This is a genomic window from Maricaulis sp. ABE4_448, from assembly GCF_056160825.1.
This window is the reverse complement of sequence record NZ_JBSWXX010000004.1, coordinates 435,790-460,249: the sequence shown is the minus strand read 5'-3', so window position 1 is coordinate 460,249 and position 24,460 is coordinate 435,790. Positions and strand designations below refer to the sequence as shown.

Here is a 24,460-nt window from a genome sequence, read left to right as displayed (position 1 = left end):
AAACGCCAAAGGGACAGGACGGTCAGGCCCGTGTCCTGCACCTACGTTTACGTGGCCACCAAGTTACGTCAACCCCAATCTTTAGCGTTTTCTCGCAACCATCCGCGGTTTGCCGCAAACATCCCTAGGACCGGTCGCGGCCGGAAACCTCTTTAACTGCAGCGATCCAGGCGTCACGAGCGACCGTCTGCTGGGCGGGCTGTTCCTCCCTCCACTGACGATTGTCGCTGATATCCGCTGCCAGGCGCGCACCCAGCTTGAGATCCTTGATCGTGACCAGGCCCTGTTCGCGTTCTTCGGACCCGACGATCACGGCAGCCACCGCACCGCGACGGTCGGCATATTTCATCTGCTTGCCCATATTCCCACCGCCGACAAAGGCCTCGGCGCGGAACCCGGCCGCGCGCAGCTCCGCCGCCATCTTGAGATAGTCCGCCGAGCGATCTTTTTCGGACGCCACGACGACGACGAGCGGCTTTTCTGCTGCCTCACCCGTCAGACCCAGCGCAGACAGCGCCGCCGCAAAACGGCTGACGCCGAATGAGAAGCCGGTGGCCGGCACGGCCTGGCCGGTAAAGCGGGCAACGAGGTCGTCATAACGTCCGCCGCCGCCGACCGAGCCGAACTGGATCGGCTTGCCGTCGTCATAAGTCGCCTGGGCGAGCAGCTCGGCTTCGAAGACGGGACCGGTGTAATAGCCCAGCCCGCGCACGATGGACGGATCGAAAGCCGCACGGGTCTCGTCGACACCGATGGCGCCGAGGACGGCATGGATTTCCGACAGCGCGGCGAGACCGGCCTTGCCAGTCTCAGACGTCCCCACCAGCGGCTCCAGCCGCGCGATCACGGCCTCACGGCTGCCGCCGGTCGCGTCCAGGAAATTCAGCACAGTGTCGATACCGGCCGTGTCCAGCCTGGCGCCTTCGGTGAAATCGCCGGACTCGTCCTTGCGGCCCTCCCCCAGCAGCGCGGCGACGCCATCCCGGCCCAGCCGGTCCAGCTTGTCAGCGGCACGCAGAACACGCATGCGGCGGTCGGGATCGGACGCACCGATGCTCTCCAGCACCCCGTCCAGCACACGCCGGTCATTGACGCGGATGACATAGTCGCCGTCCTTCAGGCCGACCTCGCGCATCACTTCGGCGGCCAGGGCGATCATCTCGGCATCCGAAGCCGGATTGGACGAGCCGACCGTATCGGCATCACATTGCACGAACTGGCGGAACCGGCCCGGGCCCGGTTTTTCATTGCGCCAGACATCGCCCGCCTGATAGCGGCGATAGGGCTTGTTGAGGTCCTGGAAGTTCTCGGCGACGAAGCGCGCCAGCGGTGCGGTGTGGTCATAGCGCAGCGCCATCCACTGGCCGTCATCATCCTCCATCGCGAAGACGCCCTCATTCGGTCGCTCCTCGTCCGGCAGGAATTTGCCCAGCGCGTCGGCGTATTCAAAAGCCGGCGTCATCAGCGGTTCGAAACCCCAATCGTCGTAGACCCGGCTCGCACACTCGACGAGATGCCGCTCGACCCGCAGGGTCGAACCGGTGCGATCCTCGAAGCCGCGCGGGCGGCGAGCCTTCGGACGGAAGGTCTTCTGCTTGCTCATGGTGTCTCTCCGGATGCGGGCGGACCGGGATCGCCCCGGGCCCTGCGCGCCTGACAGCGCTGTTTTCCATACCAAACGGCGCTCTGTGAACCCGTGATAGCAGGACTGGTCCGGGATTTGCGACACGTTCACGGGAAATCAAGGCCTTACTGCCAGGATTGCAGCAATTGTAACCGGAGCCATGCCATAATGCGTCAGATCCTGTTCGCCGCCCTCGCCGCGACCGCGCTCTGCGCCCAAGCCCATGCCGGACCGGGGCAGGACTTTGCCGACTTCGCCGCCCGCCTGGGCAGCGAGGCCTCGGCGCGGTCGCAAGCCGCCGCGCAACGCCCGGCCGCGCCCGCACATCCGCTGGATATCGAGGATCCGTTCGGCTTCGAGCTGGAACAATTCTCCGTCGAGGCCCTGATGCTGAGCCGGCAGATCGATGCAGCCGGAGGTCCGATCGACCTGCGCTGCATCTTCCGTGGCATGTCGGCCGATGCCGAGCGCCGTCTGGGCGCGCTGAACACCGCGGAAACGGCGGCCGAACAGGCGCATATCTATTCGGCCCTGGCCGACCTGATGCGCGATGCCAGCGAGATTGCCCCGGCCGTCGACAGCGATACCGATCTGAGCGGGATCGAACTGCCCGCAAGCTGTCCGGCCGCCAGCCGCGCCGGCTAGCTGTTGCGGCGCGAGGCCTGGTCGAGCGCCCTTTCCAGACCCGATTTCGTTAGCACCGTCGGCAGCACCTGCGCCGGACCGCCACCGACCGGGTAGAGCAGGTAGAGCGGCACACCGGCCTGGCCATGCTCGGCGATCAGTGCGGCGATCGTCTCGTCACGATTTGTCCAGTCGGCCCGCAATTGCGCGACGTCAAAGCGGTCGAAGGCAGCCTGGATGTCATCGGTATGCAGCACACGCAGCTTGTTGACCTGGCAGGTCACGCACCAGGCGGCCGTGACATCGACGAAGACGGCACGCCCCTCGGCGCGCAATTCCTCGACCCGCGCCTGCGACCAGGACTCGAAACGTTCACCTCCGGAGGCTGTCTGTACAGCCGCCGCTTCCGGGATGCGTGCTACCCAGACCGTGCTCGTCACGCTGACGGCCAGCGCCACAAAGGCGACCGACTTCCAGACGCCGCCATTACCGCGATTGGCCCACACGGCCAGCCCCAGCGCGACCATGGCAATCCCGGCCAGCAGGACGCCCGTGGGACCGGATTGGATCGACAACACCCAGAGCAGCCAGATCACCGAAGCGAACATCGGGAAGGCCAGCGCCTGGCGGAAAACCACCATCCACTCACCTGGCCGGGGCAGAAGGCGCAACAGCGCCGGAAAGAAGCTGAACAGTACGAAGGGCGCCGCCAGGCCGAGGCCCAGCGCCGCTGCGACGGCCAGGACGACCGGCGTGGGCTGGGTCAGGGCCAGCCCCAGCGCACCGGCAGCGAGCGGACCGACACAGGGCGCCGCCACGACGACGGCCAGGACACCGGTGAAGAAGGCGCCGCGCCAGCCCGGCTTCTCGGTCAGGCCGGAGCCCAGCCCCATCAGCCGGGTACCGAATTCGAAGGCGCCGAGCAGGTTGAGACCGATGGCAAAGAGCAGTAGCGCCAGCACCGCAACCACCACCGGTACCTGCAGCTGGAAGCCCCAGCCGACCGGCAGGCCGAATTCGCGCAAGCCGACCAGGAGAGCCGCAAGGCCGACAAAGCTGGCAAGAACGCCTGCGAGGAAGAACAGCCCCTGCTGGCGCACCTGTCCGGCATCGGAATGAGCAACCTGGACGAATTTCAGCACCTTGATCGACAGGATCGGGAAGACGCAGGGCATCAGGTTGAGAATGAGACCGCCGCCAAAGGCCAGAACGAAAAGCCAGGGCAGGTTGGGCGGCAGGCTGTCTTCGCCGGCAATGCCCTCACTTGCCGCGGCGATGGCCGGCGCCCGGCTGGCCGGTTCGGGAGACACCGCAACCGCGTGGCGCTGCCAGCGCCCGCCGGCATTCACGTCATAGGACAAGACCCCGCCCCGGGCCGATTGCAGCTTGTCATCGGCCGCATAGCCCGGCTCCATGACCAGCAGAACACGCTCGCCATCGCGCTGGACGTCCTGCGGCCCTGCATGACGGATCAGGCCGGCTTCGTAGGGGAAGAAGCGCAGATTGCGCCACTCGACGGCATCGCGGACCAGATCGCCGCCGCCCAGATCGAGCACCACATGGCCGGAGGTCAGCCCCATTTGCGCATCGAGATCGTCGGCGAGCATCGGCTCGGCGTCGAGCGCTGCGCGGATCGTCCAGTATCCCGCTTCATCGCGGTCGGACGCGGCTCCGACCGGCACGGTCAGTTCCAGCGTGCTCTCCTCGGGAATGCAGATGTCCTCGCACACCAGCCAGGTCGCATCGGCAATCAGGGTCACACTGTCGCCGGCAAAGCCCGGATCGATGGTAACCGGCATGGGCAGGGTGACTTCGCCCTTGTAGCCATAGTCCATGATCTCGTCGGTCAGCGGCAGTTCGATCGGAGCCGGCCAGACGATCTCGCCGATGCTCACCCCCGCAGGCGCGGTCCAGTCGATCTCGACCGGCAAGCCATTATCACCCGGATTGCGCCAGTAGGTGTGCCAACCCTCCAGCATGACCTGGTGCAGACCGATATGGAAGGTTTGTCCGGGTTCGGCCTGCGCGAGTTCGGAAACGAGGCGGGCCTCGACGATCGGTTCACCGCTGGCCCAGGCCGGCTGGGCATCCGCCCTGGCCCCCAGGCCGAGCAGTATCAGGACGAACAGGACGAAACGCATGGATGGAACCTCGCAGGATGGCCGATGACCCTTTCGAAACACCGATATAGGCGGATTTCGCCGGAGTTCGAACCGGGCTCCCGAAATGGTGATGTAAAAATGCAAAACGGCCGCACCCATGGGGCGCGGCCGTCTTGTTGGGAACGCGATGGTCCGATCAGGCCTGAGCCGGAGCCTGGGCCTGGCCGAGCTGCGATGTACGGCGCAGGATGCGATCCCAGCGCTGCAGCGAGATCAGGTGGGACATGACAGCGGTCAGATCGCCATTACCCATCATTTCCTCGAGCTTGGCTGCCGGCAGAGCCGCGAACTTCTCGTTGGAAACGCCCCAGTATTCCGCGACCGTAACCGGGTTCTGCGGATCCTGCGGGTTGGCAACCTTGACGTCTTTCTGCTCAAGCAGGTCGAGGGCGATCAGGCGCTCAACGAAGGCTTCAGTGGTACGAGCGTCGTTTTCGAACGCCGACACGAAGTCGATGGCCTGTTTGGTGTAGTCGGACGGTTCGCCATCTTCGTTAAAGAAGGGGCGCTCCGGATTCTCCGAAACCACAAACTCGGCGTCCAGATCGACACAGACCGTCGACGCCTGGTCGTTCGGGTTCGTGGCGCTGACGAACGGGTAGCGGCGCACATAGGCCGGAATGTAGTGCTCGTTGTCGAACTGGCCTTCGCCGGTCACGAAAACATTGGAGCCCTGACGCAGGCCCATCACCAGCACCGGCATCTTGCGCTCGCCGAGGAAGATGATCGGATAGCTGCCGCAGGCAAACGAGAATTCCGGGCTGATGGCCGGCACGAAATGCCAGTCCTTCAGGAAGGAAAACGGATTGGCGACAGTCTTGACGCCATAATTCTTGTGCTTCTGCCGGTTCAGCGGCTCCACATTCTTGTAGAGCGGGACGGAACCCGTGAGACGCGGCTCGGTAGCGGGTGCATCGGCCATGGAACAAACCCCTTCAGTTCTTCGGGCGCTAGATAGCGGATATGCCCAGATGCGGCAACGCATCGGCGCAGGCAGATCGATAAACTTCACGCAAGAAAAATGCCGGGCCCGGAGGGAGACGGGCCCGGCACTCGCTACAAGAGCCGCGAGATCTTGGAATGTCCGGCCTAGAACGTGCGGCCAATGCCGATTCCGAAGATCACCGGGTCGATATCGACGTCGGCGGAAATCGCGCCATCAATGAGAACGTCGGTATTGATGTCGACATATTTCACATCGAAGTTGACCAGCCAGCCATTTTCGAGCGCGTAGTCCAGCCCGGCCTGGGCGGCCAGACCGAAGCTGTCGTCATAGTCGATGGTCGACAGCGCGGACCCGCTGGGCAGGTCTTCGTTGAAGAAGGTGGTGTAGTTGACGCCGGCACCGAAATAAGGCCGCACCGTGCCTTCCGGATTGAAATGGTATTGCAGCGTCAGGGTCGGCGGCAGCAAGGTGACATCACCCAGATCGACATTCCCCACGCTGGTGCCGACGGCGGAGACGTCGTGCGGCGTGACGCCCAGGATGAGCTCGACGGCCCAGTTGTCCTGGATGAAGTAGGAGATGTCCAGCTCCGGCACGATCGAGGTGTCGATGTCGACATCGCCGCCGATCGGATCGATCGTGGCCCCCTCGTTCGGCATGACATGCAGACCGCGCAGGCGGATCAGCCAGTCGCCCTGTTCGGCGGCGGCGGGCGCGGCAGCGAGAAGGCTGGTTGCGATGGCACTCAGAAGGAGGCGTTTCATGGGTCTGTCCTTTCGTCCCTAGAAAACTTGGGGACTTTCTGGACCCACTTCACGCGTGTCAGAAGTGCGCGTTTCGCCGCGCGTCAGCCTGCCGCGCGGCAGGCTGACGCAGGGCGTCAGGCGGAGGGACGCCTATCAGAAATCGAGGACGAGAGCCGCCCGGAAATTACGGCCCGGCAGCGGCACCATGTCCTTGAGGACCGAGGTGTGCACACGCGCTTCCTGGTCGGTCAGATTCCGGCCTTCCAGCACGATGCGCATGCCGCGATCATCGAAAGGTTCCATCGTCCAGCGCGCATTCACCAGTACATAGCTCTGGGTCTTCAGCTCCTCGATGGCCGTCTCATCCTGCACATCGGCCCATTCGGCTTCCAGGTGCAGATTGTGACGGGCCGTGCTGGCCGTTACGCCCGCGGTGAAGGAGAGCGGCGGGATGCGCGGCAGGTTGCCACCATCGTCGAGCTCGCCGCGGACATATTCGCCGGTCAGCTCGCCGGACAGGTCGAACACGCCGACCGAGCCCAGCGGGCCTTCGATACGGCCTTCGAAACCGCTGAGCACGGCATCTTCCTGGCGGTATTCATAGACCGGGAAACCATCCTCTTCCTCACCCGTCGGGAAGGACGCGATGAAGCCGTCATAGTCGGCGCGGAAGATGGAGCCTTCCAGATCCCACTCACCGATCGAGGTGCGAGCGGTGATTTCCGCGGACAGTGCCCTTTCGACGTCCAGCGCCGCATTGCCGGTCTCGTAGGAGCGCGTTGCCACGTGCGGACCGTCGGCAAAAAGTTCGACATCGGTCGGCGCCCGTTCGCTGGACGACAGGGTCAGCGAAACGAAGGTATCGCGGACCGGACGGGCGAAGACGGAACCCGAGAAGCTTTGCGTATCGAAGTCGCGGCTTTGCGTCGGCGTGTCGAGTTCCCGGTTCTCCAGGCGCAGCCCGCCCTCAAGACCCCAGCTTTCCAGATCGAGGCGCTCGACGATGAACAGACCCCAGTCGGACGTCTCCGACGGCGGGACATAGGCTTCCTCGCCGGCGGCTTCGAAGTCGCGATTGAAAGCCTGCAGGCCGATCGCGCCTTCCCAATTGCCACCCCAGAGCTCTACAGGCGTGTGACGGGCCTCGATACGGCCTTCCCAGCCATCATTGGTGAAGCGGGTGCCGACTTCGTCGCCTTCCAGTTCGACATGCTCATAGCTGCCGATGCCGAAGGAGAAGCGGATGCGTTCGATATGGTCGCCCAGGTCGCGCCATTCGCCACGCAGATCATAACGGGTCTGTTCGAGGTCGATGCGGACGGTTTCTTCGCCGTGCTCGTGTTCGTCTTCATGCTCGTGGTCATGATCTTCGTCGTGATCATGATCCTCGTCATCATGGTCTTCATCGTCATGGTCCTCGTCCTCATGCTCCTCGTGGGCATGAGCGTGTCCCGGAACCCCATAACGTGCGTCGGTCTGCTTGATGGAAAAACCGAAAAAGCCATTGTCACCGACCCAGGAAATGCCAGCCGAGGCCGAAGAGAAGTCGAGGCGCGAATTCTCGACGGAGCCGTAGGGAGGCTCTTCTTCCTCGTGCTCGTGATCATGCTCCTCATCATGATCATCGTCATGATCTTCGTCTTCATGATCGTCGTGATCCTCGTCCTCATGCTCGTGCTCGGCTTCCTCGAACAGGCGGAACAGGTCGGACTCGGCATAGCCGGGAATGTCGTAATTGTCGGCGGTCCGCGTGAGCGCTTCGAGATTGATGACGAACTCGCCGGCGTTGAAGCGGACCCGGCCGGCGGCCGTCTCGCCTTCATCGACCGAAGTCATCGACGCGTAGAAGCGGCCATCCAGACCATCCTCGGCGCGCTCTTCGGGAATGCGGCCGTCGATCACGTTGACCACGCCGCCGATCGCGCCGCCGCCATAGGCGATGGCGGCCGGACCGCGCAGGATTTCGACGCTTTCCGCCTCAAGCGCTTCGGACGCCACAGCGTGGTCGGGGGAATTGGTGGAGGCATCGATCAGGCCAACGCCGTTAACCAGCACCCGCACACGGTCGGAACCGAGACCGCGGATCACCGGGCGGCTGGCCGCCGGACCGAAATAGGTCGTCGAGACACCCGGCTCGTGCGCGATCGTGTCGGCCAGCGAGCCGGACAGATTGTCTTCAAGATGGCGCCGGTCGACCACTTCCACAGCGCCGACAACTTCATCGGCCGTCACGCCGAGCGGCTGGGACGTCACGACGATGACATCGGCGTCCTCGCGATCGCCGTCAGAATGCGTCTGGGCCCATGCCGGCGCGCCGGTCACGAGGCCGAGCACAAGCAGCGAGCTGGTGGTGGCAAGAAGCTTACGCATGATATCCCCGCAATGTAATAACAACACAATTGCGGGCGGTGATATTATAACATCCTTTATGCGACAATCCCTCGGGGTGTGAAAATGGCCGGACTGCGATTAAATAACCGTCAGATGACTCGTGATTCTCTCTCCCGGGCCCTTGAAGCCGCTGAAACGCACTGCGTCGAGCGGGGCGAAAAACTCACGCCCGTGCGGCGCCGCGTGCTCGAACTGGTTCTGGAAGCCGACGCGCCGGTAAAGGCCTACGACCTGCTCGAAGCGCTCAAGCCAGGGCCGGGCGCCGCCAAGCCGCCCACGGTTTACCGTGCCCTTGATTTTCTGATGGCGGCCGGCCTCGTGCACAAGGTCGAGGCGCTGAATGCCTTTGTCGGTTGCTCGCATGCTCATGATGATGGCGGCGCCGAACTCTTCATCTGCTCCGATTGCGGAAATGTTGAAGAGCGGCATGGCGCGCCCGATCCGGTGAACATGCCCGCAGGCTTCGTGATCGAACGTTCTGTGGTCGAGCATTTCGGCCATTGCGGCAACTGCAAGCACTGACCCCTTTTATCCGGACCGGAAAATCCCGCGATGATCGAACTCTGGCGCGGCGCCGTGAATGCCTGGGAATGCGACGAGCTGGGGCACATGAATGTGCGCTTCTATCTCGCCAAGGCCGCCCAGGCTGTCGCCAATCTGGCCGAGGAGGCCGGGCTCAATCCCGTCCATCGTGCCGACGCGTCAGCCACGCTCATCGCCCGCGACATACATATCCGCTTCCTCGCCGAGGCCCATCCCGGCGCGCCGGTTTATATCGAGGGCGGCCTTATCGATCACACCGTGTCCGGTGCGACCGCGATTCTTGTGATGCGCCATTCCGGGTCAGGTGTTCCGGCCGCGAGTTTCCGGATCCTCCTGGGCCATGCCGCCCCGCAGGACGGGCATGACTTCGCCTGGCCACGCCGTTTCGCCAGCCGGGCCGACCGGCTCGCCGTCGATTGTCCGGATTTTGCGGCACCGCGCGGCATCAAGCTGGACACAAGCCCCGGCACCGAGGCCAGTCTCGCAAAGGCCGATGCGCTGGGTCTGCAACAGATCGGGCGTGGCCGCTTCGGCATTGAGGAAATGGATGCCTTCGGCCGCATGCGTCTGGAATTCCTGCTCGGCCGCATTTCCGACAGCGTGACCAATTTCGCGGCGGCACTCCCCGAAGAATACGCCATGCATGCAAGCGGCGGCGGCAATGTCGGCGGGGCCTTGCTGGAGTGCCGGATCCGGCCTTGGCGCTGGGCGCGGGCCGGCGACGGGTTTGTGGTGCGCTCGGGGCTCAAATCTGCCGGCCCCAAGGTCCGCAATCTCGTACACTGGGTGCTGGAAGCTGAGACCGGCCGTCCGTGGTGGACCATGGAAGGCGTCGCGGCCCCCATGGATCTTGATGCCCGCAAACTCCTGCCTGCTTCCCCGGAAATTTTGCAGGCACTCGAGGCTGCCTGCACCCATGGCCTGGAAGCCTGATCGCCCCCCTGTGCCCGGCAGGCCACACTCCTCCCTTCAAACGCGAAAAGCGCGCCGGCGAAACTTGCCCTTGCCGGCGCGAGCGGCTACGCAGCCCTCCCGGATCAATCGGCACAAGTGAGCAGATCCATGACACGATACATCTAGGAAAGCAGGTAGCCGGCGCGCTGCCTGGTCCCGTCGACAGCCCGACCCGCGCGATGCGGGAACGGTCCACGGGTTATCCATTGCGCCCGCCCTTCGCTTTTCCCGGATGATCAAGTTCATGAGGACGGATTGCCCCACCCTCCACAAAGGGGCTCCGACGCTGCCATGTCCGACTTTCTCGACGACGAAAATGAAATGCCGCGCACGCGCGCGCTGAAGAACACCCAGGTTCTGGCCTATCTCGGCCGCCAGTGGGCCCGCCGCCCATGGCTGCTGACCGGCATGATCAGCTTCATGACGCTGGCAACCATCACCGAGCTTATGATCCCGCTCGCCGCCGGCCGCCTGATCGACACGCTGGCCGCCGGGCCGGATGCCGGGACACCCTGGCCCGCCTTCGCGCTCTATCTGGGCGTAGCTGTGGTATTCTACGCCTTCCGCCAGCTGGCTTCGCGTTGTGAAGTTCCCTTCTCCTCGGCGAACATGGCCGACCTGACCTCGGAAGCCTTTTCCAAGGTGCAGCGCTTCTCGCTGGACTGGCACGCCAACACTTTCGCCGGCTCGGTCGTGCGCAAGGTGACGCGCGGCATGTGGGCCTATGACAATCTGACCATGAACATCATCTTCGGCGTCGCGCCGTCGGTGGCGGTCATGCTCGGCATCGCCGCCGTGATGGCTGCGCGCTGGCCGCTGGTCGGCCTCGTCGTGTTGTGCGTGATGGCCGCTTTCGTAGCGTCCACCCTGGTGCTGAGCCGCTATTATATCCGCCCGCAGAACATCCGCTCGAACGCGCTGGACAGCCAGATCGGCGGCGCGCTGGCGGATGCGGTCGGCGGGATTGCCACGGTGAAGGCTTTCGGCGCCGAGACCCGAGAGGACGCGCGCTTCCACGCACTTGCCTGGCGCTGGCGTGCCGAAGCGAAGAAGACCTGGCTGCGCTTCGTCAATTCCTGGCTGGTCAATATCGTCACCGACCTGTCCATGCAGGCGGCCCTCGTGGGCCTGCTGGTCTGGCAATGGTCGCGCGGTGCGGCGACGGCCGGCGATGTCACGGCAGCGCTGACCGCCTACATGATCGTGGCCGGCTATATGCGCCGCTTCGGCGAACAGGTGCAGCAGGTCCAGAAGAGCATGGACGAGATCCAGGACCTGGCGATTTTCGACCTGCAGGAGAGCGAGGTCGAGGACCGTGCCGAAGCGAAGGCCTTCCGCCCGTCCAGGGGCGCGATCCGCTTCGACCATGTCGACTTCACCTATACCGGTCAGGACCGCCCGCTCTACACCGACTTCTCCATCGCCATCCGGCCCGGGGAAAAGGTGGCACTGGTTGGCCCGACCGGGTCGGGCAAGTCGACCTTCGTCAAACTGGTCCAACGTCTCTACGACGTCGACGATGGCTGCGTGATCATCGACGGCCAGGATGTGCGCGATGTGCGCCAGGACAGCCTGCGCCGCCATATCGCCCTGGTGCCCCAGGACCCGGCGCTGTTCCACCGCTCGATCGCGGAGAACATCGCCTATGGCCGGCCGGACTGTTCCGTGGACGAGGTGGTGGAGGCAGCGAAAGCCGCCCATGCCGACGCCTTCATCCGGCGCCTGCCGCAAGGTTATGACACGCTGGTCGGCGAACGGGGTGTGAAGCTCTCGGGTGGCGAGCGCCAGCGTGTGGCGATTGCCCGGGCGATCCTGGCGGATGCGCCGATCCTCATTCTCGACGAGGCGACCTCCAGCCTCGACAACGAGACCGAGCGCGATGTGCAGGCAGCAATGGAAGCGGTGATGGCCGGCCGCACGACCATCCTCATCGCCCACCGCCTGTCGACCATCCGCGATGCCGACCGCATCCTGGTCTTCGATCGTGGCCGCGTGGTGGAACAGGGCACGCATGACGAGCTGGCCGCCAATGATGACGGCATCTATGCCCGTCTGGCGGCACTGGCTGCGGGTTAGCACCATCCTCCCCCGCAGCGGGGGAGGATGGTCACCGCGCTGGTCCCGGCCTTCGCCGCGTGCTTTTCTGGGCGCGCTCAGCAACAAGGTTCGATCCATGCGCATCACTGCCGCCGTGCTCGGCTTCCTGCTTTTCCTCATGCCCGCGGCCGCTGCGGCCGAGGACAACCATCCGCGGCCTTTCGACGGCAATTACGACGCCATGCCGGAGGTCGATGCCGCACTGGCGCAGGCGCGAAACGAGGATAAGCGCCTATTGCTGGTTCTCGGTGCGAACTGGTGCCATGACAGCCGAGGGCTGGCGCATCATTTCGAGGACCCCGAGCTCGCGGCCACGCTGGAACAGTCCTATGTGACCCGCTTCATCGATGTGGACTGGCGCAATGAAAACCAGGACGTGGCCGCCCGGTTCGGCATTGCCGCGCTCTATGCGACGCCGACCGTCCTGGTCGTCGATCCCGATGAGGAAATCCTGCTGAACCGCGAGGCCCGCAATGACTGGTCGAGCGCGGCCTCGACACCGGTCGAGGAGGCGCGTGCCTGGTTTGCCAAATGGGCGGATCAGGGCCCGGCCTCGGCTGGCCTGCTGGAAGGTTCGCTGACCTACCAGGCCATGCTGCTGGAGATCGAGGTCTTCGAGGACGAGGAGGCCGCGCGCCTCGCCGGAGCCTACCGCGATATCGCCGCCTGGCGTGCCCTCCCCGCCTCCGATCGGCCGGAGAATTTCGACGCGCTGGACGGCGAGGTGGAAGCCTGGCGGCGGGCGCTGCCGCGCCAAATCAGCCGGCTGCAGTCACGCGCCCGCAGCCTGGTCGCCGGAGCGCTGAGCGCGCGTGCCGGCGATGCCCCGGTGACCATCGAGACCGTGGCCGCGCTGGATGCTGACGAACCCGATCTCGCGCTCGATTTCGAGCCGCATGTCTCATCTGTCTGGTAACGCCCGATGACACGACTGCCCTATTACGAAATCCACGCCTTCGCCGATCCGGACGTCCCGTTCAGCGGCAATCCGGCCGGTGTCTGCGTGATGGGCGCCTTTCCTGACGACGCTGTCCTCGCCGGGATCGCCAATTCCAACAACCTGTCCGAAACGGCCTTCGTTGTCCCACGCGGCAAGGACCAGTGGGATCTGCGCTGGTTCACGCCGGCGGTCGAAGTCGATCTGTGCGGCCACGCCACATTCGCAGCCGGCGCGGTACTGCTGGAGACCGGTGCCGTGCGTGGCGACACGGCGCATTTCCAGACGCGCTCCGGCCCTTTGAGCGTCAGCCGCAGCACGGCCGGTTTCACGATGGATCTGCCGCAGGTCGGCTTTCAGCCCGGCAAGCCGGATACCGCGACACGCAACGCGCTTGGCCTGTCCGGCCACGAGCTGGACGCGGTGTTCGACATCGAGCGCATTCACGGTGCGCGCTATCAGATGTGGGTTCTGGCGGAGGAAGATACCGTGCGGGACGTCCGCCCCGATCTCGGACAGCTTCGCACCATCGGCAAGAATGTGATCATCACGGCGCCCGGCGACGCGGTCGACTTCGTCTCGCGCTTCTTTGCGCCGGCTTCAGGCGTTGACGAAGATCCGGTCACCGGTTCCGCCCACTGCTCTCTCGCACCCTACTGGGCGGATCGCCTGGGCGAGGCCCGTCTGACGGCCCGCCAGATCGGCCCCCGCCCAGGCCGGCTCGAAGTGGAACCGGCCGCAGGGCGCGTCACCTTCCACGGCCACGCGCCCCGCTATCTGGACGGTGCAATCATTCTGCCGGACACCTAGTAACCTCGGTACGGGCGGCCATGCGGGCGGTCATAGTGGCGACCGCGCGGATATTCGATCCGCACATCGATCCACTGGCGGCGGCCGTGCCGGTCGGCGACGTAGAAACCGCCATCGCGCGAACGGTAGACCAGGCCCGGCGAGGCGTAACGGCTGCGCTCATAGCGCGGGTGGCCATAGTGGCGGTCCCGGCGGCCGGCTTCATAGCGCCAGGCGCGCGGCGGACAGTCGATCACCCGGCTGTCCCTGAAGTCTTCGCGCCGGTCACCCCGGCCCGAATTGTGGCGGCGGTCGCGGCGGTCTTCGCGCAAATCAGGGCACGCGGACGCGTTGAGCACCCAGGTATCCGCCTGGGCCGCGCCGGCGACGGAAATGCTGCCGACGGTCGAAAGTGCCAGGGCAGCGGCTATGGTCTTGATACCGATCATGATCTCAGTCCTTTCCAGTCAGGTCGGTGCCCTCCTCGTCCGCCATACAGCCACAGCCGATCCGAACCTGGCTTGAATGCCCTGTTCAGGGGACGGTCATCTTTGTGGCGCTCTGATAATCAGGGTGACACTTGGTTTTACCGCTGAACTGGCGGATAAGCGCCTGAGCATTTGGGGGACAGGAAAGTCATGAAACGTCGCGTCTGGATTGCTGCTGCCTTGTTGTTTGCCGTCTCGCCACTGGCCACTGCCCAGGATGTGCGGGACGAGCCGGCCCTGGCCGGAGCGCCGTCGCCAGACGCCGGACGCCTGTCCAGCCGCGACCTGTCCCGCTGGCTCCAGGGCAAGCCGCCCAAGCCCGGCGCGACGCCCGCGGCGAGCGGCTATACCGGCGATGACACCTGCCAGTGGGCCAATGATGGCGAGTGCGACGATCCCGGCATCGGCACCGGCGCCTGTGAACGCGGCACGGACTATTCCGACTGCTGGCGCATCGTGGAGGGGGTCGAGGACAATTCCTGCCGCTGGGCCGATGATGGCGAGTGCGACGAGCCGGGCTTCGGCACCGGCGCCTGCACCCAGGCAACGGACCTGAATGATTGCGGCGAGATCATCCATCTGCGCTTCCGCAATGACAGCTGCGAGACCGCCTTCGACGGAGTGTGCAACGAGCCCGGCGTCGGTGACGGCACCTGCGCCGAACGCACCGACCGGGCCGACTGCGTCGGCCGCGACCGCCCGATGGGGATCAATGACCACTATTTCGGCCATGACGACCGGGTCTTCATGGACACCTCCGTCTTCCCCTGGACCGTGATCGGCCAGGTCGATTTCGACGCCGGGGGCGCCTGCACGGCGACGCTGATCGCCGACACGGTGCTGATCACCGCCTCGCATTGCATCAGCGAGGAGGGCCGGCTGGATGCGCGCGGCGTCTTCCGCACGGCCTATGCCCGCGAGGGCGGTCCGCTGGAAGCGCGGGTGATCGACTATTTCAATTCGCCCGACTGGGATGAGGAGCGCTTTTCCTCGACCGATGATCTGGACGGAACCGACTGGGCGTTGCTGCGCATCGACCGTCCGCTCGGTGCCGAGCTGGGTCATGTCGGAGCCCGCGGTCTGATCGACACGCTCGGGTCCCGTCGGGCACTGTCGGCCGACCTCTTCCAGGCTGGCTATAGCTGGGACACCGGCACCCACCTGTCAGGCAATCTGGGCTGTCACATGGTCGAGGTCTTCAACGACAACACCATGGCCCACAATTGCGACACCACCCGCGGCGACTCGGGCTCGCCCTTCATGGTGCGCGAAGGGGATGAGTATTTCATCGTCGCGACCGACTCGAATTTCCGGTCCAACCCCGGCGGCCCGATGATCTATATCGCCACGCGCTCGGAAGGCTGGCTGCCCTATCTGGACGATTTCATCGCCGGACGGATCGGCAATGAGAGCCCGCGCCCGCGCGGCCCCGGCAAACCGCCGAAATAACAACAGGGCTTCTCCTGCGTGAGCGGGGGAAGTGGCCGAACCCCGCCAAGAGCCGGGTGAGGTCGAAGGGGGTGAGGGAATGCGCGCTGACGCGCTCTGCAGTGCTCTGCTCCGCCCCCTCAGTCCGCTGACGCGGGCGGCTTCCCCGCAAGCGGGGCGAGCCCTGTGCTCCTCACTCTTCCCCCAGAAGCACGACCAGGCCGTCTGCCAGCGCATGGCGCCAGCCGGCAATGTCGTGTCCGCCGGGAAATATCTCCAGCCGGACTTCATAGCCGGCGGCCGCCAGGGCGTCGCCGAAACGGCGGTTGGCGTCCAGCATGACATGGCCGCCATTGGTGCTGGTCTCGACATATTCCAGCTGTCCGGCGGCCAGGTAGAAACGCGGGGCTCCGGATCCGGCCGGCGGCAGGTCGCGGCCCAGCCATTCCGCCGCCTCCCCCTCCGGTGCCCAGTAGAACGAGCCCGACAGCGAGATCACCCCGCCAAACACCTCCGGCCGCTGCAGGGCGGCGCGGGCGGCAGCGAGGCCGCGGCGTGAGGCACCGGCCAGGATGACATGATCCGGCGACGGTTCGAGCCCCTGATGCGCCAGTGCAGGCAGGAGTTCGTCGGCGAGGAAGCGGACCTGGTCGTCATAGCGCCGGGTCTCGCTGACCGGGTCCAGCTGGTCGATCAGGACGAGGTTGACCGGCGGGATATCACCTGCTGCCGCAAGGTTGGCGGCGATCTCCCAGGCGGGCGCACGCACACCCCACAGAAAGGCATCATAGACCACCAATAAGGGTGACATAGCGGTCGCATCAGGGCTGCGGTAGAGCTGCACGGTGACCCGTCTGTCCAGGGCGCCACTCTCCAGATCGAGATATTCCGGCTCGCGCTGGTGGCGCGACGGCCAGGGCCGCTGCGGCGCCGGATCGGGGGCCTGGTCGAGACGCAGGACCGCCTCGGCTCCGGATCCGCGCAGATGCCGCGGATTGTGCGGATCGGACCGGCGCTGCCAGCGCTCGCCATCGAAAACGAGGAAGGAGTAGACCGCCTCGATCTCGCGCGGCACGTCGAGCGTGATCCACCAGATGCCGGTTTCGCCGATGCTGCGGAGCGGCAGGGTGAAGTCCTCGATATAATCGGTGACCGGCTGGCGGGCGTGCGGGGCGGCGATGACACTGTCGAGCCGGACGCCGCTGACCGAAGGTGCCGTCTTGAAAACGAAGGTGACGCGGGCAAGCGCGTCGTTGCCGGGGTGGCGCTCGATGAGGGGCAGGCTGTGAGCCGACAGACCGCGCCAGACCTCCTCCCCGGCATGGGGGCGTTCGTCCAGCATCGCGATTGCAGAAGCGACAGCCTGCGGCGGCTGCGCGCTCAGGGGCGCCGTGCACAACAGGACGAGCGCGACCAGACCCCATCCCCATCTTGCCCACATGCCAAACAGACCTTTTGCCGCCGCGCCGGCCAGTCTAGCCTGTTGCAGCCTAGAGGGGAGACAGGCAATGACATCCACGCTTCGCACGCTGGCCGGCGACCGCCTGTCGCAGATCATCCTGGCCCTGTCGTCCGTGTTTGCCCTGGCCTACCTGTTTGACGATTTTGGCCTTTCCGCCCCCTACCCGGCCGATGTGGCGATCAAGGCCGCCGGCATCGTACTGCTGGCCGTGTTCGCCTTTATCCACGGACATCGCATCCTCGCACTGGGTCTCTTCCTGGGATCGCTGGGCGATACCTTCCTGGCGCTGGAACCGGCGCAGCTGCCGCTCGGCATTGCCGCCTTCGGCCTCGGCCATCTGGTTTATATCTTCCTGTTCGCCCGCATCCGGCTGGAAGATGGCGGCCGCAGCGGCTGGTCGCGGATCGCGGCGCTCGCCCTGGCGGCCTATGGCGTGGTGATGCTGGGCTGGCTGCAGCCCTATTTCGGCGATCTCCAGCTGCCGGCCTCGATCTATAACGGCATCATCCTGGTGATGACCGTGCTTGCCGTGATCGGCCGCGTGCCGGCGCTGGCCACAGCCGGCGCCCTCCTCTTCCTCGTCTCCGACAGCGTGCTCGCCGTGCGCCTGTTCACCGGCTATCTGGAATGGGCCGGCCCGGTGGTGTGGGTAACATACTATCTCGGCCAGGCCGGCATCGCGCTGGGACTTGTACTGGAGAACGGACGGCCCGCCCGGCAGACGCCGGTATAGCCGCACGGCACGCTCGTGAACGCCTAGAATTCGTGCACGATCGAGAAGTCCAGCCGGCTGTCGGTCTCCTCGCGGCCGGGCTGGGCGTCGAATTCGTGCTTGACGCGATAGCCCAGTTCCAGGCCCCAGTCCTCGCTGATCGCGGTGGTCAGCTTGAAGCGCTGTTCGGCGCGTGAGGCCGGCCCGGCCAGAAGCGTGGTCTCCGAGGAGAATTGCGCGGTTTCCGTGACCGCAAAATCATAGACAGAGCCCAGTTCGAGCACCCATTGCGTCACCCCGCCCTCATCGGTGGGCACACGGTGGCGGGCGCCGGGACCGGCGCGCAGGACCCAGCTAGAACGGTTGTCATCGAGCGCGTGCAGCGTCGCACCAGCCGACAGGACAGCGGTGTAGTCGAAGCCGGACATGCGGTCCTGCTCATAACTGGAACCGAGATAGAAGCTCCAGGCATCGACCGTCGGGCGTTCGCCACGGGCCTCGACCAGCCAGCGGTCGCGCGTCACCTCGCCGTCGTTCTCGGTGTAGAAATATTCCGTCTTGCCATCAAAGCCCCAGCCGCCATTGAGCGGCCGGCTGAACTCCAGCGCCATCGAGTAATTGGTCTGATCGGTATTTCCGCTATCGACGGCAAGGCCCGCCTTGGCGCGGCCATCCCAGTGATGAGGATGGAACCAGTCCAGGCGGCCGGGCCAGCGCCGGACTACTTCCGGTGCGGCCTCGGCCGCGCCGGTGTCGCTTCCGGCGCTGTCAGCCCCCGCACCCGATGCAGGCGCCGCGCGCTCATCATCCGTTTCCGGAGCATCGACGATGGAAACTTGCGGTGTGCCGCGGCGGGCGGCCTGGACGATTTCCGGCTCCAGAGCGACCGTGTCGCGGGCGGTCTGGTCCCAGGCGCGCAACACATCGAGACGGCGTGGCAGCAGTTCGGCGACGGCCGCGCGCACATCGGCACGGCCACCCGGCGTGACCGTCGCGATCAGATCGGCCGTGGCGAGGAATTCCGCGTCGTCCTGGCGCACATCGGCCGCAGCCAGCAGGGCCCGGTATTCGCGGGACAGTTCGGCATGAGCCACCGGCGGACAAAGCAATACCGCCGCCCCAACAAGCGGAATCAAGCGAACGCGCATACGCAAACCTTTCGTGTGCATGCAGACCTAACGGCCAGTGGCTATCAGGTCCAGACATGCACAGCGAAAAAGGATGCTCAATCAGCGCATCTTCAAAGCGCAGATACCGTGTCCGCTTTCGCGCAAAACGCTCTAGTTGAGAAGACCCTGTTCAGACGCCATGGACTTCATGGCCTTCTGCAGCTTTTCAAAGGCGCGGACCTCGATCTGGCGAATACGCTCGCGCGACACGCCATACTGGTCGGCCAGTTCTTCCAGCGTCTTGGGTTCTTCGGTCAGGCGGCGTTCCTGAAGAATGTGCTGTTCACGTTCATTGAGCTCGCCCATGGCCGATTGCAGCAGCGTCATGCGGGTGTCGAACTCGTCGGACTGAACCAGCTCGTCTTCCTGGCTTTCCGCACCATCATCGGCCAGCCAGTCCTGCCACTGTCCCTCACCCTCGGTGCCGCGCAGCGGCGCATTGAGAGAGGCATCCGGACCGGACAGACGGCCATTCATCGACACGACATCCTCGGTGGTCACGCCCAGCTTGGTGGCGATCGCCTCGACCTGTTCCGGTTTGAGGTCACCCTCTTCCAGGGCCTGCATCTGGCTCTTCATGCGGCGCAGGTTGAAGAACAGCTTCTTCTGGGCGGCGGTCGTGCCCATCTTCACCAGCGACCAGGACCGCAGGATGTATTCCTGGATCGAGGCGCGGATCCACCACATGGCGTAGGTCGCCAGGCGGAAACCCTTTTCCGGATCGAATTTCTTGACCGCCTGCATCAGGCCGACATTGCCTTCCGAGATCACCTCGGCGACCGGCAGGCCATAGCCGCGATAGCCCATGGCGATCTTGGCGACGAGACGCAGGTGGGAGGTCACCAGCTTCTCGGCGGCCTGGGAATCCTCGTGCTCGCGCCAGCGCTTGCCCAGCATGAATTCCTCATCCTTGGACAGCATGGGGAAACGGCGGATCTCCGCCAGATAGCTTGAAAGCCCCTGTTCGGGCGAGAGCGCGACTGAAACTGCATTGGCCATGATGACATCCTATCCCTTCGGCAGCCTGCGGGCATGCGTCATTTTCACGCCCCCCGGATGCCGCGTCCGGACCCTATGTAGGAACGGAGTACGCCGAATGTTAGCCCCTCACAGTGCTGTGATGTGCATGACTGTCATTCGTGAATGACCGAGCCGGGCACTCAGGCTTTCCCCATCGAACGTCCGCGGGCGATCTGGAGTTCCAGACGCTTGATCTCGCGCAGGGTGCGATTGGTCATCATCTGGTTGCCCAGGCCGGACTTCATGAACAGGCCGATATTGAGCGATACGAGGACCAGCAAGGCCCAGCGGATCGTCATAACGACATCTTCGGTCTGAAACATTTTCCAGGCCGCCCAGACGGCGACCGCCGCGCCGATGATGTTGACGATATAGGCGACCCACATGACCCAGGCGAGACGCCCCTGGAACAGGCCCAGCGCCTGACTGAAATAGCCAGGTTCACGGCCGAATTCCTCGTGCAATGCACGGTCGTCCGCATCAAGCGCCTCAGCGATGAGTGCGTCGAGTTCACTGTCATTTCGTGTCATCACTGTCTCCTTCTCTGTCAGGTTCAAGTGCCGCGCGGACCTTTCGTCGCGCATGCATGAGGCGTGTCTTCACGGTACCGGCGGGAACACCGAGCGCGACGGCAATTTCCGAGATCGTCAGCCCGTCCTGGTGGTGCATCGCCAGGGCGATGCGCTGGGCCTCGGGCAAACGGGCCATGGCGGTACGGACGGTCGCCAGATCGGTCGCCACTTCGGCAACAGCTTCTCCGTCAACGCGATTGCCGGCCCATTCGCCTTCCAGCTGCTGTGCCAGATGGCGCTCTCCCTGCCGGGTACGGACCCGCGCGGCCGCCTTGCGAGACACGATGCGCCACGCCCAGGCCGGAAAGGCGCCGGGCGCCCGCAAGCGCTTGAGTCCACGACAAATGTCCAGCCAGGCGTCCTGCATCACATCTTCGGCGTCGGACCGCGTGTCCGTGAGGCGGCCGGCATGACGCATCAAACCCGCCTGCCAAAGCCGGGCAAGACGGCTGAACGCCGCCCGGTCTCCGCCTTGGGCGCAGATCACGAGATACTCGCTGAGAATGCGTTTGCGGTCGCGCATGCTGACGGGTGGTGTCCTCTCCGGTTCCGGACAAGGGTGCGCCCGGGCGAGGATCCGGTTCAATACGTCGGACTCGCGGTTGCAGCCCACCTCGTCTAGGCTGCTCTTGAAGGGGAGAGTCTATCATGATCATGCGAACCGTACTGGTATCCCTGCTCGCGGCGGGTTGGGGCGTTTCTGCCGAAGCACAAACCCGGCAGCCCCCTGCCGGCCCCCAGCCCGCGCAGACCCCCGACCGCACGGCCGGAAGGCCGGTCACGGCACCGGAGCCCAATCAGCTGGGCGGCGGCGATCCGGGTTGGGAAGTCCGGCAGCGCGGCGACCTCACCGAAGACAGCAATAATCTGGGCGGTGGAGACCCGGGTTGGGAAGTCCAGCCGGGCAATGGCGCCGGTGTGGACACCCAGAATCTGGGCGGCGGCGATCCGGGTTGGGAAGTCCGGAACGATCCGGCACAGAACGGGCAGCAGAGCAGCGCAGCTCCGGCGCGTCAGACCCGGCCGCAGCCGGAACCGGCAAACCGGCGCCCGCGGACGCGACAGCCCGACCAGTGAGCGGTAGCCTTGCCCGGCCCGCCCGGACCTATTTCGGTACCGGCGGTTTGAACTGGAGATAGCCGCGCTCGACCATGCGCCGCATGGCCTCATAGGCTTCGGACAATTCGTCATAGGCCGCGCGCAGCATGGAGAGGCGTTTCACCTCTTCCTCAGTGAGGGGCGAACGCGAGCGGGCAGCAGCCATGGCGGCATCGACCCAGGCGCTGCGTGCCTTGGAGGCCGACAGGGCGAGGTTCTGAAAATCCTCGATCCCGATCGAGTGGATCGTCTTGTTCATCACGGCCTGATTGGCGGCAAAGACCGTATAGTCGATCTGTTCGAGATGGCCGCGGCGCTTGCGCTGCTCGGCGGGATCTTCGACCAGATCCGGCTCGAAATGGTCCGAGATCCGGCGATAGCTCGATGTCATCGTCTTGGCCATGGCGACACCTCCTTATGGGCATCCATGGCCGACGCTAGCACAGGATGCATTAACGCCCGGTGTAAACCGGCCGCCCTGACAAAACCCTGACAAGGCCGCGCCCGCGCCGCAAATTTGCCTGCCCACGACAGCACAAGGCCATCGCCAATCAAGCAGGGGATACTTCACATGCGCACACCCGTTATCGCCATCGCCGCCGCGCTGGCGCTGTTTCACGCCGCACCGGCCGCCGCCCAGCCGGCCTCGCCGGATCTCGACGCCGCCCTCGCCAGCGCCGGGGTCGATGCACAAACCGCGACCTTCATCGCCCGCCGCCTCGAGGACGGTGCGGAATGGGTGGTGAATGCGGACCGCAGCGCGATCCGTTTCCCGCCGGCCTCGACCTCGAAAATCCCGCACACGCTGATCGCGCTGGAAACCGGCTTCGCCGGCCCGGACACGCCTTTCGAATGGGATGGCCGGATGCGTGAATTCGATGTCTGGAACCAGGATCACACGATGACCAGCGCTTTCCGTGTCTCGGCAGTGTGGGTCTATCAGCGCATGACCGCCACGCTGGGCGGCGAGGTCATGGCGGCCTGGCTGGACCGGTTCGACTATGGCAATGAAACGATCGGCGGCGAGGCCGACCTGACGCAATACTGGCTGGACGGACCGCTGGAGATCTCCGCCCGCGAACAGGTGGATTTTCTGGAACGCCTGGCGCTGGACCGGCTGCCGGTGTCTGCGGACACCATGGCGCAGGCCCGCACCATGATGCAGGCCGCCACGGGCGAGGATCATCGCGGCCCCTGGACGCTCTACACCAAGACAGGCTGGCGTTTCCGCGAGGCGGCGGTGGATACGGGCTGGTATGTCGGCTGGGTGGAACGCCCCGGCGAAACCTGGGCCTTTGCACTGAACATGGACATGCCGGAACGCGCCGATGTCGCCCGGCGCCGGCCGGCCGCTCACGCGGCGCTGGCAGCTCTGGGGGCTCTGCCCGCGAGGACGGAATAACGGGCTGAACAGGGTATCGGGAAGCGGAAACACCGAGTGGCGTTTGGGACGTAGGGGGCACCGGGCCTTCCCGCTTCCCGATCTGTGTTACGGCGTGGCTGGGCCGCCGCCGAAGATCAGAACGAGCGAGCCGCTGACGAAGGCAATGGCGTAGAAATACAGCCGGATTTTCTGCCTCATGGCGGCGCTCTCGTATTTGTTCCTTTGTTACCGGTGAAACGGCCGCTTGCCGCTTTGGTTCCCGGGGCGCTGAAGAATTTTCGCACCCCGGGAAAACACCTTGGAAACCGGGCCGGGTCAGTCGATCAGTTCGGCGACAATCCGGGTCGCCGCATCGATCAGAAGCACCTCGCCATCGACCTGCACATAATAGTGGCCGTGCGGCGGGGGCGAGAGCTGGTAGCGGCCGTATTCGCGCACCACAACATACTCTTCGCGCTCGAACCGGTCGCCGACATGCCAGGCATCGCGCTGGCCGTCGCGATAGCCCTGTTCATAGGCGCGAGCTTCGTCACGGCGATCATGGTTGCCACCGCAGCGGTCCTGGCGTTCAAGGCCGGGCGGGCAGTGCGGCGGGTCGGCCTGTACGGGTGCGCCGGCGAGCAGGGCCAGGCCGGCAGCCGCCACTGTGCCGCGCAGAATATTCCTGCAAGTCGCGGACGGATGGAAATGTGTCATGTCCAACCTCCTTCACTGGGGACAGGAGGAGAAACGGCCGGACACGCGCCGGGTTCCCCGGCTGCCCCCTGCGCCGGAGCGGTCGGATCAGGTGCGGGCGGCGAGCGCGATCAGTTTCGCAACCGTGTTGAGATTGCGTCCGGTGCCGGTTTTCGTTGCCGGGACAACGAGTTTCGACTGCGCCATGCCCGCGCCGTAATGGATATAGATTTCCCGCTCACCGGCGGCGATCTCCTCATCGGCCCGGTGACGCAGTGTCGCTTCCAGATCGGCCGGCGGGGCCGCATCGAGGAAGTGGACAATGCAGCGGTTTCCCGCCGCTTGGGGAAACGGATTGGCGTCGAGCACGGCCTGCATCGCGTCGGGCGAACGCATCACAACGCCCACCGGCTTGCCGGCATAGGCCTCCAGCGCGGCTTCCAGTGTCTCGCGCGCTTCGTCCGCCGTCACCGCGCTTTCGAAGACAAGATTGCCGCTGGCGATGTAGGTGCGCGGATTGTCGAAGCCGATGTTTTCGGCCATCGCGCGCAGCTCGGCCATGGGCAGCTTGCCGGTCCCGCCGACATTGACGGCGCGCAGAAGGGCGATGTGTGTGGGCATGGCGTCGTCCGGAAACCG

The 24,460-nt window shown here is 65.1% G+C and carries 24 protein-coding genes; 10 read left to right on the top strand and 14 right to left on the bottom strand.

All coding sequences use genetic code 11. The features are described from left to right. Positions 1-124: 124 nt before the first annotated feature. Positions 125-1,603: a histidine--tRNA ligase gene (gene hisS / locus ACXAJV_RS13655; RefSeq protein ID WP_475085978.1), complete on the bottom strand. Its 1,479-nt coding sequence runs from the start codon at positions 1,601-1,603 to the stop codon at positions 125-127. A 189-nt stretch (positions 1,604-1,792) separates the two neighbouring features. Here hisS and ACXAJV_RS13650 point away from each other — a divergent pair, with 189 nt between their 5' ends. Further along, complete coding sequence (locus ACXAJV_RS13650; RefSeq protein ID WP_475085977.1) at positions 1,793-2,269, top strand: hypothetical protein; 477 nt, start codon at positions 1,793-1,795, stop codon at positions 2,267-2,269. Here ACXAJV_RS13650 and ACXAJV_RS13645 read toward each other — a convergent pair. The 4 genes from ACXAJV_RS13645 to ACXAJV_RS13630 all read right to left on the bottom strand — a co-directional run bounded on the left by ACXAJV_RS13645 (position 2,266) and on the right by ACXAJV_RS13630 (position 8,472). Further along, complete coding sequence (locus ACXAJV_RS13645) at positions 2,266-4,389, bottom strand: protein-disulfide reductase DsbD family protein (RefSeq protein ID WP_475085976.1); 2,124 nt, start codon at positions 4,387-4,389, stop codon at positions 2,266-2,268. The genes ACXAJV_RS13650 and ACXAJV_RS13645 overlap by 4 nt on opposite strands. A gap of 157 nt (positions 4,390-4,546) precedes the next feature. Further along, the gene (locus ACXAJV_RS13640; RefSeq protein WP_475085975.1) at positions 4,547-5,332 is read right to left on the bottom strand and encodes a SapC family protein; all 786 of its coding nucleotides are present in this window, start codon (positions 5,330-5,332) and stop codon (positions 4,547-4,549) included. Positions 5,333-5,499: 167 nt separating this feature from the next. Next, entirely contained in the window at positions 5,500-6,120 is a 621-nt protein-coding gene (locus ACXAJV_RS13635) for an OmpW/AlkL family protein (protein ID WP_475085974.1), read from the bottom strand. A 135-nt stretch (positions 6,121-6,255) separates the two neighbouring features. Beyond that, positions 6,256-8,472 (bottom strand): TonB-dependent receptor, encoded by a 2,217-nt coding sequence (locus tag ACXAJV_RS13630; protein WP_475085973.1) that lies wholly within the window; start codon positions 8,470-8,472, stop codon positions 6,256-6,258. A gap of 84 nt (positions 8,473-8,556) precedes the next feature. Between ACXAJV_RS13630 and ACXAJV_RS13625 the strand changes: the two genes are divergently transcribed. The 5 genes from ACXAJV_RS13625 to ACXAJV_RS13605 all read left to right on the top strand — a co-directional run bounded on the left by ACXAJV_RS13625 (position 8,557) and on the right by ACXAJV_RS13605 (position 13,834). After that, a complete protein-coding gene (locus tag ACXAJV_RS13625; RefSeq protein WP_475085972.1) occupies positions 8,557-9,015 on the top strand; it encodes a transcriptional repressor in 459 nt (152 codons plus the stop codon). A 30-nt stretch (positions 9,016-9,045) separates the two neighbouring features. Then, on the top strand, positions 9,046-9,969 hold the full coding sequence (locus ACXAJV_RS13620) for a thioesterase family protein (RefSeq protein WP_475085971.1): 924 nt from the start codon (positions 9,046-9,048) through the stop codon (positions 9,967-9,969). A gap of 312 nt (positions 9,970-10,281) precedes the next feature. Next, positions 10,282-12,066 carry an ABC transporter ATP-binding protein gene (locus ACXAJV_RS13615; RefSeq protein ID WP_475085970.1) on the top strand — a complete coding sequence of 595 codons (1,785 nt, stop codon included), beginning with the start codon at positions 10,282-10,284 and terminating at the stop codon, positions 12,064-12,066. A gap of 97 nt (positions 12,067-12,163) precedes the next feature. Beyond that, entirely contained in the window at positions 12,164-13,003 is an 840-nt protein-coding gene (locus ACXAJV_RS13610; RefSeq protein ID WP_475085969.1) for a thioredoxin family protein, read from the top strand. A 6-nt stretch (positions 13,004-13,009) separates the two neighbouring features. Further along, on the top strand, positions 13,010-13,834 hold the full coding sequence (locus ACXAJV_RS13605; protein WP_475085968.1) for a PhzF family phenazine biosynthesis protein: 825 nt from the start codon (positions 13,010-13,012) through the stop codon (positions 13,832-13,834). On the opposite strand, the gene ACXAJV_RS13600 is transcribed toward ACXAJV_RS13605, so the two are convergent. Then, positions 13,831-14,262 carry a hypothetical protein gene (locus ACXAJV_RS13600; protein WP_475085967.1) on the bottom strand — a complete coding sequence of 144 codons (432 nt, stop codon included), beginning with the start codon at positions 14,260-14,262 and terminating at the stop codon, positions 13,831-13,833. The genes ACXAJV_RS13605 and ACXAJV_RS13600 overlap by 4 nt on opposite strands. A gap of 189 nt (positions 14,263-14,451) precedes the next feature. On the opposite strand from ACXAJV_RS13600, the gene ACXAJV_RS13595 reads away from it, so the two are divergent. Continuing rightward, positions 14,452-15,750 (top strand): trypsin-like serine peptidase, encoded by a 1,299-nt coding sequence (locus tag ACXAJV_RS13595; protein ID WP_475085966.1) that lies wholly within the window; start codon positions 14,452-14,454, stop codon positions 15,748-15,750. Positions 15,751-15,922: 172 nt separating this feature from the next. Here ACXAJV_RS13595 and ACXAJV_RS13590 read toward each other — a convergent pair whose 3' ends face one another. After that, on the bottom strand, positions 15,923-17,170 hold the full coding sequence (locus tag ACXAJV_RS13590; RefSeq protein WP_475085965.1) for an alpha/beta hydrolase-fold protein: 1,248 nt from the start codon (positions 17,168-17,170) through the stop codon (positions 15,923-15,925). A 67-nt stretch (positions 17,171-17,237) separates the two neighbouring features. On the opposite strand from ACXAJV_RS13590, the gene ACXAJV_RS13585 reads away from it, so the two are divergent. Then, entirely contained in the window at positions 17,238-17,924 is a 687-nt protein-coding gene (locus tag ACXAJV_RS13585; RefSeq protein ID WP_475085964.1) for a lysoplasmalogenase, read from the top strand. Between the two features lie 23 nt (positions 17,925-17,947). Here ACXAJV_RS13585 and ACXAJV_RS13580 read toward each other — a convergent pair whose 3' ends face one another. The 4 genes from ACXAJV_RS13580 to ACXAJV_RS13565 all read right to left on the bottom strand — a co-directional run bounded on the left by ACXAJV_RS13580 (position 17,948) and on the right by ACXAJV_RS13565 (position 21,187). After that, the gene (locus tag ACXAJV_RS13580) at positions 17,948-19,051 is read right to left on the bottom strand and encodes a DUF481 domain-containing protein (RefSeq protein ID WP_475085963.1); all 1,104 of its coding nucleotides are present in this window, start codon (positions 19,049-19,051) and stop codon (positions 17,948-17,950) included. Positions 19,052-19,183: 132 nt separating this feature from the next. Further along, entirely contained in the window at positions 19,184-20,071 is an 888-nt protein-coding gene (gene rpoH, locus ACXAJV_RS13575; RefSeq protein WP_475085962.1) for an RNA polymerase sigma factor RpoH, read from the bottom strand. Positions 20,072-20,232: 161 nt separating this feature from the next. Beyond that, positions 20,233-20,622, bottom strand: a complete 390-nt coding sequence (locus tag ACXAJV_RS13570) for a DUF6768 family protein (RefSeq protein WP_475085961.1) — start codon at positions 20,620-20,622, stop codon at positions 20,233-20,235. Then, positions 20,609-21,187: an RNA polymerase sigma factor gene (locus ACXAJV_RS13565; RefSeq protein WP_475085960.1), complete on the bottom strand. Its 579-nt coding sequence runs from the start codon at positions 21,185-21,187 to the stop codon at positions 20,609-20,611. Before ACXAJV_RS13565 ends, ACXAJV_RS13570 begins: the two co-directional genes overlap by 14 nt. 125 nt (positions 21,188-21,312) lie before the next feature. Between ACXAJV_RS13565 and ACXAJV_RS13560 the strand changes: the two genes are divergently transcribed. Beyond that, a complete protein-coding gene (locus ACXAJV_RS13560) occupies positions 21,313-21,741 on the top strand; it encodes a hypothetical protein (protein ID WP_475085959.1) in 429 nt (142 codons plus the stop codon). A gap of 28 nt (positions 21,742-21,769) precedes the next feature. Here ACXAJV_RS13560 and ACXAJV_RS13555 read toward each other — a convergent pair whose 3' ends face one another. Further along, positions 21,770-22,165 (bottom strand): hypothetical protein, encoded by a 396-nt coding sequence (locus ACXAJV_RS13555; protein WP_475085958.1) that lies wholly within the window; start codon positions 22,163-22,165, stop codon positions 21,770-21,772. Between the two features lie 168 nt (positions 22,166-22,333). On the opposite strand from ACXAJV_RS13555, the gene ACXAJV_RS13550 reads away from it, so the two are divergent. Next, positions 22,334-23,164 (top strand): penicillin-binding transpeptidase domain-containing protein, encoded by an 831-nt coding sequence (locus ACXAJV_RS13550; RefSeq protein WP_475085957.1) that lies wholly within the window; start codon positions 22,334-22,336, stop codon positions 23,162-23,164. A gap of 297 nt (positions 23,165-23,461) precedes the next feature. On the opposite strand, the gene ACXAJV_RS13545 is transcribed toward ACXAJV_RS13550, so the two are convergent. Both ACXAJV_RS13545 and ACXAJV_RS13540 read right to left on the bottom strand, forming a co-directional pair. After that, a complete protein-coding gene (locus ACXAJV_RS13545) occupies positions 23,462-23,842 on the bottom strand; it encodes an RcnB family protein (RefSeq protein ID WP_475085956.1) in 381 nt (126 codons plus the stop codon). An 87-nt stretch (positions 23,843-23,929) separates the two neighbouring features. After that, positions 23,930-24,442 carry a DUF1697 domain-containing protein gene (locus ACXAJV_RS13540; RefSeq protein ID WP_475085955.1) on the bottom strand — a complete coding sequence of 171 codons (513 nt, stop codon included), beginning with the start codon at positions 24,440-24,442 and terminating at the stop codon, positions 23,930-23,932. Between the last annotated feature and the right edge of the window lie 18 nt (positions 24,443-24,460).

Excerpts from the sequence above, each read along its gene's own strand:
- hisS (WP_475085978.1), bottom strand. The coding sequence starts at position 1,603 with ATGAGCAAGCAGAAGACCTTCCGTCCGAAGGCTCGCCGCCCGCGCGGC.
- ACXAJV_RS13650 (WP_475085977.1), top strand. The coding sequence starts at position 1,793 with ATGCGTCAGATCCTGTTCGCCGCCCTCGCCGCGACCGCGCTCTGCGCC.
- ACXAJV_RS13645 (WP_475085976.1), bottom strand. The coding sequence starts at position 4,389 with ATGCGTTTCGTCCTGTTCGTCCTGATACTGCTCGGCCTGGGGGCCAGG.
- ACXAJV_RS13640 (WP_475085975.1), bottom strand. The coding sequence starts at position 5,332 with ATGGCCGATGCACCCGCTACCGAGCCGCGTCTCACGGGTTCCGTCCCG.
- ACXAJV_RS13635 (WP_475085974.1), bottom strand. The coding sequence starts at position 6,120 with ATGAAACGCCTCCTTCTGAGTGCCATCGCAACCAGCCTTCTCGCTGCC.
- ACXAJV_RS13630 (WP_475085973.1), bottom strand. The coding sequence starts at position 8,472 with ATGCGTAAGCTTCTTGCCACCACCAGCTCGCTGCTTGTGCTCGGCCTC.
- ACXAJV_RS13625 (WP_475085972.1), top strand. The coding sequence starts at position 8,557 with ATGGCCGGACTGCGATTAAATAACCGTCAGATGACTCGTGATTCTCTC.
- ACXAJV_RS13620 (WP_475085971.1), top strand. The coding sequence starts at position 9,046 with ATGATCGAACTCTGGCGCGGCGCCGTGAATGCCTGGGAATGCGACGAG.
- ACXAJV_RS13615 (WP_475085970.1), top strand. The coding sequence starts at position 10,282 with ATGTCCGACTTTCTCGACGACGAAAATGAAATGCCGCGCACGCGCGCG.
- ACXAJV_RS13610 (WP_475085969.1), top strand. The coding sequence starts at position 12,164 with ATGCGCATCACTGCCGCCGTGCTCGGCTTCCTGCTTTTCCTCATGCCC.
- ACXAJV_RS13605 (WP_475085968.1), top strand. The coding sequence starts at position 13,010 with ATGACACGACTGCCCTATTACGAAATCCACGCCTTCGCCGATCCGGAC.
- ACXAJV_RS13600 (WP_475085967.1), bottom strand. The coding sequence starts at position 14,262 with ATGATCGGTATCAAGACCATAGCCGCTGCCCTGGCACTTTCGACCGTC.
- ACXAJV_RS13595 (WP_475085966.1), top strand. The coding sequence starts at position 14,452 with ATGAAACGTCGCGTCTGGATTGCTGCTGCCTTGTTGTTTGCCGTCTCG.
- ACXAJV_RS13590 (WP_475085965.1), bottom strand. The coding sequence starts at position 17,170 with ATGTGGGCAAGATGGGGATGGGGTCTGGTCGCGCTCGTCCTGTTGTGC.
- ACXAJV_RS13585 (WP_475085964.1), top strand. The coding sequence starts at position 17,238 with ATGACATCCACGCTTCGCACGCTGGCCGGCGACCGCCTGTCGCAGATC.
- ACXAJV_RS13580 (WP_475085963.1), bottom strand. The coding sequence starts at position 19,051 with ATGCGCGTTCGCTTGATTCCGCTTGTTGGGGCGGCGGTATTGCTTTGT.
- rpoH (WP_475085962.1), bottom strand. The coding sequence starts at position 20,071 with ATGGCCAATGCAGTTTCAGTCGCGCTCTCGCCCGAACAGGGGCTTTCA.
- ACXAJV_RS13570 (WP_475085961.1), bottom strand. The coding sequence starts at position 20,622 with ATGACACGAAATGACAGTGAACTCGACGCACTCATCGCTGAGGCGCTT.
- ACXAJV_RS13565 (WP_475085960.1), bottom strand. The coding sequence starts at position 21,187 with ATGCGCGACCGCAAACGCATTCTCAGCGAGTATCTCGTGATCTGCGCC.
- ACXAJV_RS13560 (WP_475085959.1), top strand. The coding sequence starts at position 21,313 with ATGATCATGCGAACCGTACTGGTATCCCTGCTCGCGGCGGGTTGGGGC.
- ACXAJV_RS13555 (WP_475085958.1), bottom strand. The coding sequence starts at position 22,165 with ATGGCCAAGACGATGACATCGAGCTATCGCCGGATCTCGGACCATTTC.
- ACXAJV_RS13550 (WP_475085957.1), top strand. The coding sequence starts at position 22,334 with ATGCGCACACCCGTTATCGCCATCGCCGCCGCGCTGGCGCTGTTTCAC.
- ACXAJV_RS13545 (WP_475085956.1), bottom strand. The coding sequence starts at position 23,842 with ATGACACATTTCCATCCGTCCGCGACTTGCAGGAATATTCTGCGCGGC.
- ACXAJV_RS13540 (WP_475085955.1), bottom strand. The coding sequence starts at position 24,442 with ATGCCCACACACATCGCCCTTCTGCGCGCCGTCAATGTCGGCGGGACC.